The sequence below is a fragment of the Amorphus sp. 3PC139-8 genome (assembly GCF_040750475.1).
GTDB lineage: Bacteria > Pseudomonadota > Alphaproteobacteria > Rhizobiales > Amorphaceae > Amorphus.
Genome location: NZ_JABJVY010000041.1, coordinates 21,509 through 28,374, shown reverse-complemented (window position 1 = coordinate 28,374; position 6,866 = coordinate 21,509). Strand labels below are relative to the sequence as shown.

Below are 6,866 nucleotides of genomic sequence, written 5' to 3'. Positions count from 1 at the left end.
ATCACGCTCTGCTCGACGAGCAGCAAATAGCAGCATGACTTAAACCAAACAGCCTCCGGCGATGCCGGGGCGGTTCAGTGTGCCCATAGCCGGAGTGATAGACGACGGCCACTCGTATGGCGTGCGTCATGAGAGGCCCCCTATGATCTGTTCCAAGCGTTCAAGCCGACCCGGCCATCCGACACTCATTCGGGTGTAGGCAAGGCCGTCTGAAGACAAGAAGCCGCTTTGCTCCATCCGCACCAGCGTCCCGCCTTCAATCTCGTCGAGCGTCCATTTCACGACCGTCGAGAGTCCGCTGTCGGACTCGCTTCCGTCACCCCATCGATAGGCAAGGTAGGTTGGCTGCTCGATGGCCAAGACTTCGCAATTCACAATGCCCGTCCAACCTGGAAGGGCATGGCTGCGCAATGTGAAGCAGTGACCGACGACAGGCTGGAAGTCGTTCTCCATCAGCCACTCGCGGATCAGCCATTCCTGCGTCAGTGCCCGCCAGACTCGCTCGCGGGCATGCGGCATCCAACGCTCTATCACCAGGGAAGAACTGATTTCTTCGTCAGCGCTCATATATCCGTCCGCCGAAGTAGGTCTTCGAGCGCGTCGAAACGCTGAGCCCAGAACTGGCCGTAGAGGCTCATCCAGTCGACAACGGGCGAGAGACCGTGCGGGCAAAACGAGTAGTAGGTTTCCCGTCCCTGTCTGCGATCCGTCACGAGCCCAGCCCGCTTGAGAACAGCCAGGTGCTTGGAGACAGCCGGCTGAGAAATCCCTGCTTGTCCTGTCAGCGCGTGAACCGAGCACTCTCCGTCACGGCACAGGCTTTCCAAAAGCCTGCGGCGTGTCGGGTCGGCAAGAGCTGAAAAAACGTCGGTTTCGGAGGCCATCATTCAATAACTCTTTGGTTATGTTTAATTCATAACCAAAGAGTTATCTTTATGTCAATACACTCGCGCTGGGGCACAAGCCATTCGCATTCTCTAAAAGGAGCCAATCCATGCCTCCGGCTTCGTCCCGGCTTTTTCAGCCTGAACGGACGAAAATTGCCCAGGAGTGAAAGCTGATTGCTCTTCGCAATGACCGGATTCGGAGGAGCCTGATGCGACGTCCTTGGCGGGCCGAAGAAAGATGTTCATCTCCCGACGCAGATCGTGCAGCACCTGCTCATAGCCGCGAGATCCCGAGACGAGCGAACAACCTTCGCCGCCGCCTGTTCGGTCTCTGTCGTTGCGTGGGCCACCGGCGTGACGCTCAGTCCGACCTCGTCGGACGGATCTTGAGGTCGACGCGGAGGTCGGCGATCTCGCTGCGCAGCGCCCGCATCTCCTCCGCGATCGAGGCCTGCTCGTCGTGAAGGATCTGCCGTTCCGCGTCGAGGGCGGCTTCGTGCTCCTGCTGCATGGCGGAGACGATGATGCCGATGAAGAGGTTCAGCACCGTGAATGCCGTTGCCATGATGAACGGCACGAAGAAGGTCCAGGCAAAGGGAAATTCCTGCATCACCGGGCGGACGATGCCCATCGACCAGGATTCCAGCGTCATGATCTGGAACAGCGTGTAGGCGGAGCGCCCGAGCGTGCCGAACCACTCCGGAAAGGCCGCACCATAGAGATTGGTCGCCATCACGGCGAAGACATAAAAGATGATCGTCATCAAAAGCACGATCGAGCCCATGCCCGGCAGCGCGGCAATCAGCCCGCCGACCACGCGCCGCAGCGTCGGCACGACGCTGATCAGGCGCAACGCCCGCAAGACGCGCAAGGCGCGCAGGACCGAAAGACCATGCTGGTTGGGAACGACCGCGATCGCGACCACCGCAAAGTCGAACAGGCTCCAGGGATCGCGGAAGAAGCGCAGCCGATGGACATAGATCCGAAGCGCGATTTCGACCACGAAGATCGCGATGACCACCGTATCGAGCGCGGTCAGAAGCGGACCCGCCACCTGCATTAAGTCGTGGCTCGTCATCAGCCCGAGAACAAGCGCATTGAAGACGATCAAAGCGGCGATGGACCACTCCCAGAGCGGCGTGGCCATCACGTGCTGCAAGCGCGCTCGCAAGGTCAAGGCAGGCGTTCTCCTTTGGCGAAGCCGTCACGCCCGGCGCGACAGGGGCAAACGAGATCATCGGGCGATACAGACGATTCGCCTGATGATCTAGTATCGCATCCGGAAAGGTGGAAGCCGTGCGACTGCGCGTTTTTTGGTCCGTCCGGCTGCAAGCCGTGGGCTGACGTGCGATCGCGCTTGACAGACGCCGCGCGGAACGCTCTTTTCATCCCCCTGCGCGGGCGTAGTTCAGTGGTAGAACGTCAGCTTCCCAAGCTGAATGTCGTCGGTTCGATCCCGATCGCCCGCTCCAATTTCCTGAAGCTCACAATCCCAGCGCTCATCTCAGGTGGAGACGGGGTCGTCCGTTGCTCGCCAAGGCGCCTCGTTCTCAAAGCCAGCTTTTACGAAAGCGCCTCCGCCGCCGGTCCGTGCGGCTCCGGCCGATCGACATAGGAAAGCAAAAGCTCTTCGAAGACGGCGAGGATTTCGGAGGGTTTTCGGCTCTTTTGCGTCGTCAGTCCGATCGCGATGTCTGAGTCCGGCAGCTCCACATCCACCTTCCTCAGGTCGGCGAGCAGGCTCGCCAGGTTCTGCGCGCTATAGCTGAGCAGCCCCACCGCAACGCTGTTGGCAATCACCTGCTCGGCGTTGACGAACGACAGGATTTCGCAGGTCTGGGCTGGAGGCGTCGTTCCGACATTCTGGAAAATCCGCTCGAAATAGGCACGCACAGGAGTCCCGTGCGGCCCCACAATCCACTTCTCGTCCTTGAGAGCGGGGATGGTGAGCGCCTTGCCATGGCAAGGATGGTCCCATCGCGCCACCAGGGTAAAGCGCTCATGATAAAGGAAGGTCTCGACGAGGTCGGGGACCGGCGGCCGCTCGCGAAGAATCCCGACCATGCAGTCGATCTCGCCACGTTTCAGCGCCTCCGCGAGCATGTTGTAACTGCCGGGCACCGCCATCAGCCTCAGGTCGGGATGACGTGACGTCAGCGTGCCGAACGCCTTGGCGACAAGGTCCTGGCCGGAAAACGGCAACATGCCGACGGCGAGCCGGCCGACCAGCCCGGTTTTGGGCCGCAGCCGGTAGCTCTCCACCATGGCGAGCTCCTGCAACAGCTCGTCGCGCAACGTTGCCAGCCGCTGCGCTTGCGGCGTGGCGGCCAGCCCGTTGCGCTGGCGCTCGAACAGCGGTTGGCCCGCATATTCCGATAGCGCGGCAACCGATCGGCTGATGGCCGGCTGCGTCACGCCGAGATGGGCCGAGGCCGCCGAGGCACCGCCGAACCGAACCACCGCCGAGACGGCCTCGAGATGATGCCAACGCAGAAAGGTCTTCAGCTTCGGCCGGGTTCCGTGGAGGGTCGCGATATCGTCTTCGGCCCTGTCGATGAGCGCCAGCGCCGCGGAACAGCGACGCAACACCGCTTCGCCCCATGCCGTCGGCTCCGTGCCGCTCCACCCGCGCTCAAACAGAGGCCCTCCGACCTTTTTTTCGGCCCCGGCGATCGTGCGCGAGACGACGGACTGGCTGGTGTTCAGCACCCGCGCGGCATGTTCGAAGCTCCGCGTTTTTGCAACGGCGTCGATCGCGCGGGCCTGCTTGAGCGTGATCCAGTTCGGTGCTGCCATCTCATGATATTACCAGATTGCGGCACATTATTCGAGATATGCATAAGCAAGGTGCGCGGCCGGGTGCTACCGCTTTCCCGTTTATCCGGAGCCGTCTCCTCAACCGCAGAACGGCTCCCGTCGATTGTTTTGATGCGTTTCCGGAAGTCGGACCGGTGTCCCCTTCACCTGGAAACGCTCATGTGGAGGAAAACCGGCTCATGGCCGACACATCGCTCGAAGACAAAATCCAGAAGGTCGGCAATCCGTCCCATATGCTGCAGAATTCGCAGACCGGGCCGTATGCCTTTCCCATTCCGCCTCAGTATACGAACTGGATGGAAGAGGTTCGCGCCTGGCGCCATGGCGCAGTTCTGCTCAATCAGTCCTATCATATGACCGATCTCTACGTTCGCGGCCCGGACGCGATCAAATTCATCTCCTATGTGGGCGTGAACAGCTTCGCCAATTTCGGTCGCAACAAGGCCAAACAGCTCGTCTGCGTCAATCACGACGGATACGTGATCGGCGACGGCATCGTGTTCGCCCTGGAAGACGACGAGATCCTGTATGTGGGCCGGCCGCCGCTGGCCAACTGGCTGAAGTTCCAGGCCGAAATCGGCGATTTCGATATCGAGACGGAATTCGACATCCGTTCGCTCGAAAACCCCGATAAGCCCCGCAAGCTCTATCGCTACGAGATCCAGGGACCGCTTGCCCTCGACATTCTCAACGAGGCCAACGAGGGCGGGCCGCTGACCACCAAATTCTTCAACATGGGCGAGATCACAGTCGCCGGTCGGACCGCGCGTACGCTTAGCCACGGCATGGGCGGTGCCAAGGGGCTTGAGCTGTGGGGGCCTTACGAAGACGGCCAACGCGTCTACGACCGTCTGCTGGAGGTCGGCGCGAAATATGGCATGCTGCGGGCCGGTTCCCGCGCCTATTCCTGCGCCTCGATGGAATCCGGCTGGATCCCGTCGCCGCTGCCGGCGATCTATACCGGCGAGAAGATGCGCCCCTACCGCGAGTGGCTGCCCGCCGACAGCTTCGAAGCGACCTGCTCGGTCGGTGGCAGCTTCCAGCCCGACAACGTCGAGGAGTTCTATCTGACCCCGTGGGACCTGGACTACGGACGCGTGGTGAAGTTCGACCATGACTTCATCGGCCGCGAAGCGCTCCAGGCGATGGCCGATCGCGATCACCGCACCAAGGTTACCCTCGTATGGGACCGCGCGGACGTGTTGAAGATCTTCGACGGCCTGATGGACGAATTCCCCGGACCGAAGCTGATGGAGCTTCCCGCCGGGCACTATGCGGCACATCCTTACGACCAGGTGCTGCTGAATGGCGAACAGGTCGGGCTGTCCACCTATCCCGTCTATTCCGCAAACGAGCGCGCCTGGATTTCCCTGGCCATGGTCCGCGGCGATCTTGCCGACCAAGGGACCAAGCTCTCCATCCTGTGGGGAGAGGCCAATGGCGGCACCGAGAAGCCGCACGTGGAGCGTCACGTCCAGATGCAGGTCTCAGCGACCGTGTACCCCTGGCCGATCCACGAGGTGTCCCGCAAGGAGTACCGCTCCCAAAAGTAGCGCGTCTTTTCGCTCCTGGCGCCACGGCGCCGGGAGCCTCGCGAAACGCGATACCTTCGCCCGTGCCTCTTAGGCTGGAGCCATTCGTCCGCTCACTGGAACGGAAAACGGGCCCAGTGGCCGGGCCTCGGGACGAACACCTGCACGGCCGCGGTGCGCACGCTGAAATGGGCGGGCGTCGTGGTCAGAAGATCACCGTCGGCATTCACATCGTGAACCCGGCGGGTGCGGATCGTCAGTTCCGTCGTGGAAAACGTCCGGACCTTCTTCCAACGCTTCAGGGTGCCCAGGCGCAAGGCGGGAACCAGCGCCAGAAGCTCGCTCCAATGCTCCACTTCCAGGCTGTAGACGTCGAGACGACCGTCATCGGGCGCGGCCGTTTCGTCGACCACCAGCCCGCCGCCATAGTGGCGACCGTTGCCAACGGAGACCTGAAAGGTCCGTACCTCCTCGGTGTGGCCGTCATGGTCGATCTGCACGGTGAACGGCCGGCTCTGGGACACCAGACGGGCGGCCGACAGGCCGTAGCCCAGCGTGCCCCAGCGCTTCTTCGCCTCCTTGGTGAGGTTACGCGCCAAGCTCGCGCTGAAGCCCACGCTCGCCACGTTGAAATAGAATTTCTCGTTGACCACCCCGAGATCGAGCGCGCGGCGCTCCCCCTCCACGATGACTTGCGCCGCCCGGGAGAGATCCAGCGGGATTTCCAGCGTCCGAGCCAGATCGTTGGCGGTGCCGAGCGGGAGGATCCCGAACGGCAAGCCGGTCTCTCTGAGCCCGGCCGCCGCGGCGTTCAAGCTGCCGTCGCCGCCGCCCACGATCACCAGGTCCGCCTCCTGCGCATGGGCGACGATGACCTCCGAGGCACTGTCGCGATCGGGCACCGGCGGCTCAACCAGCTCGATGTTGGCGGCTTTCAAGCGGTCCAGCGCCGTCTCGACCCCAACTTTTCCGCGACGGGCATTCGGGTTCAAAAGCAGCAGCGCGCGGCGCGTTGGCTGATCGCCGGGGTGATGGCCCATCGATGATCCTCGTGGCGGGGCGTCGGGACAACGCAGGACGGGGTGCGTCCGGCGCACAGGTAACCGGCATCGGGCGAAACGCCGCCAACGGCGCACGGACGATCGCTTGAATGTTAGGAATTCGAGGCGGAAATTCCAGACACGGAACCCGCTCGGACAGCGAAACGTTCCGTTGGTGTTGGGCGGCGAACCAAGCGAGGCATGGGCATGTGTCCCGATCACCGCTCCCATCCCAACCCGATCCGCGCGCAAGGTGCACCCTCATCCGGGCCAGACAGTTTCGGCCCGGACATTACCCTACAGGAGCTGCAGGAAGCGCTCGCGGAAGAAGGCTACTCCGCCGACGCCCGCAAGGATTGGCTGCGCGCCCTCCTGACGGAAGTCCAAAGCCGTTATCCCAAGGGCGCCCGGATCGATCGCGCGGCCCTGATCGAGGCGGTCAAAGAGGTCATCGATACCCATCAGCAAAGACCGTCGGTCATCGATGACGACGACGGAAAGGACGGAAACACGTAAAGCCTATCCCTGATAGACGGAGCATGTTCGGCTGCAACCCCGCAGGGAAAACAGCGTCCGTGTCGCCGGAAAAC

Annotated in this window: 7 protein-coding genes and 1 tRNA gene; 3 read left to right on the top strand and 5 right to left on the bottom strand. The window is 62.3% G+C overall.

Annotated features, from left to right (window positions below; genetic code table 11):
• Positions 1–126: 126 nt before the first annotated feature.
• The 3 genes from HNS03_RS24025 to HNS03_RS24015 form a co-directional block, all read right to left on the bottom strand.
• Positions 127–567: an SRPBCC domain-containing protein gene (locus HNS03_RS24025; RefSeq protein WP_367198579.1), complete on the bottom strand. Its 441-nt coding sequence runs from the start codon at positions 565–567 to the stop codon at positions 127–129.
• Positions 564–884, bottom strand: coding sequence for an ArsR/SmtB family transcription factor (locus tag HNS03_RS24020; RefSeq protein ID WP_367198583.1), 321 nt, complete (start codon positions 882–884; stop codon positions 564–566). Before HNS03_RS24020 ends, HNS03_RS24025 begins: the two co-directional genes overlap by 4 nt.
• Positions 885–1,248: 364 nt before the next feature.
• Positions 1,249–2,058: an ion transporter gene (locus HNS03_RS24015; protein WP_367198582.1), complete on the bottom strand. Its 810-nt coding sequence runs from the start codon at positions 2,056–2,058 to the stop codon at positions 1,249–1,251.
• A gap of 226 nt (positions 2,059–2,284) precedes the next feature.
• On the opposite strand from HNS03_RS24015, the gene HNS03_RS24010 reads away from it, so the two are divergent.
• Positions 2,285–2,359, top strand: a tRNA-Gly gene (locus tag HNS03_RS24010).
• Positions 2,360–2,450: 91 nt separating this feature from the next.
• On the opposite strand, the gene HNS03_RS24005 is transcribed toward HNS03_RS24010, so the two are convergent.
• Complete coding sequence (locus HNS03_RS24005; protein ID WP_367198578.1) at positions 2,451–3,683, bottom strand: LysR family transcriptional regulator; 1,233 nt, start codon at positions 3,681–3,683, stop codon at positions 2,451–2,453.
• 200 nt (positions 3,684–3,883) lie between these two features.
• On the opposite strand from HNS03_RS24005, the gene HNS03_RS24000 reads away from it, so the two are divergent.
• Positions 3,884–5,257 carry an aminomethyl transferase family protein gene (locus HNS03_RS24000; RefSeq protein ID WP_367198577.1) on the top strand — a complete coding sequence of 458 codons (1,374 nt, stop codon included), beginning with the start codon at positions 3,884–3,886 and terminating at the stop codon, positions 5,255–5,257.
• A 92-nt stretch (positions 5,258–5,349) separates the two neighbouring features.
• Here the strand turns inward: HNS03_RS24000 and HNS03_RS23995 are convergent, their stop codons facing one another.
• Positions 5,350–6,276, bottom strand: coding sequence for a lipid kinase (locus tag HNS03_RS23995; RefSeq protein ID WP_367198576.1), 927 nt, complete (start codon positions 6,274–6,276; stop codon positions 5,350–5,352).
• A gap of 207 nt (positions 6,277–6,483) precedes the next feature.
• Between HNS03_RS23995 and HNS03_RS23990 the strand changes: the two genes are divergently transcribed.
• Positions 6,484–6,792 (top strand): hypothetical protein, encoded by a 309-nt coding sequence (locus HNS03_RS23990; RefSeq protein WP_367198575.1) that lies wholly within the window; start codon positions 6,484–6,486, stop codon positions 6,790–6,792.
• The last annotated feature ends 74 nt before the right edge of the window (positions 6,793–6,866 follow it).

Bases quoted from the DNA above. Each gene is read 5' to 3' on its own strand.
- HNS03_RS24025 (WP_367198579.1), bottom strand. From the start codon at position 567: ATGAGCGCTGACGAAGAAATCAGTTCTTCCCTGGTGATAGAGCGTTGG.
- HNS03_RS24020 (WP_367198583.1), bottom strand. From the start codon at position 884: ATGGCCTCCGAAACCGACGTTTTTTCAGCTCTTGCCGACCCGACACGC.
- HNS03_RS24005 (WP_367198578.1), bottom strand. From the start codon at position 3,683: ATGGCAGCACCGAACTGGATCACGCTCAAGCAGGCCCGCGCGATCGAC.
- HNS03_RS24000 (WP_367198577.1), top strand. From the start codon at position 3,884: ATGGCCGACACATCGCTCGAAGACAAAATCCAGAAGGTCGGCAATCCG.
- HNS03_RS23995 (WP_367198576.1), bottom strand. From the start codon at position 6,276: ATGGGCCATCACCCCGGCGATCAGCCAACGCGCCGCGCGCTGCTGCTT.
- HNS03_RS23990 (WP_367198575.1), top strand. From the start codon at position 6,484: ATGTGTCCCGATCACCGCTCCCATCCCAACCCGATCCGCGCGCAAGGT.